Origin of the sequence: Caulobacter sp. Root1455 (assembly GCF_001426905.1) — a bacterium.
Classification (GTDB): domain Bacteria; phylum Pseudomonadota; class Alphaproteobacteria; order Caulobacterales; family Caulobacteraceae; genus Caulobacter.
In genome coordinates this window covers 1-1,654 of the sequence record NZ_LMFQ01000019.1, presented here as the reverse complement: position 1 = coordinate 1,654, position 1,654 = coordinate 1, and the positions used below count along the sequence as shown (strand labels likewise).

General features: G+C 63.4%; 1 tRNA gene. It reads right to left on the bottom strand.

From position 1 onward, the window contains the following. Positions 1 to 1,558: 1,558 nt before the first annotated feature. Positions 1,559 to 1,635, bottom strand: a tRNA-Met gene (locus ASD21_RS09455). Positions 1,636 to 1,654 lie beyond the last annotated feature (19 nt).

Sequence of the window (1,654 nt, the reverse complement as noted above, 5' to 3'; positions counted from 1 at the left end):
ATCCAACCTCGAATTCCGTGTCAAACCGTTTTTTACAAAACCGTCCGAACCAATCCGCCAAATCCGCCCGAAAGCAAACCCAGCAAACCGAAGCGACCTTCTAGTCAAAGCCGCCAATCAAGTCAAGAAAGAAATCCGAAGATTAACACTCTAGACTTGGAGAGGACCCGGTCGAATTCTTTCGAACTCTTTCAAGATCCTCAGAAGCCGCGCCTTCTAATGAAAGCCTGGCTCCGCGTCAATCTCGAATTCCGCTGAATTCCAGCACAACATCGAAACTGAACACCTCGCTGAACCTCGGAATTCTTATCGAACTCTTCGCTTCTGTGAGGAGCGGCGCTTCTATTGAAGCGTCACCTCAGAGTCAACCGTCTCGTTTTTCCACCCTCTCAAAGAGGCCGAAGCCGCAACGAAGAGACAAAAAGGGATCCTTGGGCCGCCGAGGCTGCCCGCCTGGATCCATCACCGAGTCGATTGGAGCGCGGAAACTAACGAAGCCAGCCGAAGAAAGCAAGAGCCTTGAAGCTCCCGCCCCTGCGGCGCGATCGCGTTTCCGAGCGAGCGGTCGATATAGGCGTGTGACGACGCGGTGACAACCCCTCTCCGGTTGAATCCCGATCTGACAGCTGGGGCTTTGGTGGCTCGGGCTTCTGCCGGCCGGGCTTTGGCGGGTCGGCGCGCCCTTCCGTCGTCGTCGCCGGCCTCGTGTACGACCGTCGCGGAGAATCACCCCCTCCCACGCCGTGACCCCGGGGCGGCTGACCAGGAACGCTTGCCGCGATCGCCACCGATCCCCGTGCTCGATCGTCCGTCCGAGGGAGCATGAAGGCCAATCGACCGCGCGCCGGCGCGATGAGCGAAGGACGCTCCCGTCGGCGCCAGAATCGTTCGCCGATTCCACGAGGCCCGCCGGCGAGACCTGGCTCCGTCGTCGAGAAGCGGCGGGTCCTGATCGGCGTCAGGCCACGCCGGCCCGGACAGGAACCGATACGATTCGCCGCGCGACGGGCGGGATCCAGGCGTCTCGTGGGCTGGGCGACACGCGATATCGAGGCGCCCCAAGGCCGCGGCCCTCGGGCCGCCCGGCCGATTCTCCTTCGATCGCGGCCTTTGCGATAGAGGGACGAAGGCCGACTTCTCGCCTTCGATTCGGAAGACCCGCCCAGGACCTGGCGCGCCAAGGCCAATCGAGCCCGCGGCGTGGCAGCGTCGACGACGGACCAGAGCGATTCTCGACCTTGGCGGGTCGTCGAACCGACGAAAAGCGCGATCGGCTCCGGGAGGCGGCCTCAAGCGCCGTCGCCGCGAGGCGCTTGGGGCCTTCGAGTGTCGCGATCCTCGATTCTCAGGGAGATCCGGGGAGGAAAGTCGCCACGCGCGGCCAGGCGGAGCTCGACGAAGAACTCGCCCGCGTTCGTTGTTGGAGGCCTTTGGGCGTCACCCTGCGCCGGCCAGGAGGCTCGACGTTCGTCGACCGCGGCCAGGCTGGGCCTTCGCGCAGCCGCGGCGCCGAAGGCTCAAACGAAAATGGCCTCCCGAAGGAGGCCATTCTTGATCTTGGGTGCGGGGACAGGATTTGAACCTGTGACCTTCAGGTTATGAGCCTGACGAGCTACCGGGCTGCTCCACCCCGCGGCGAAGAGGGTAGTGATTT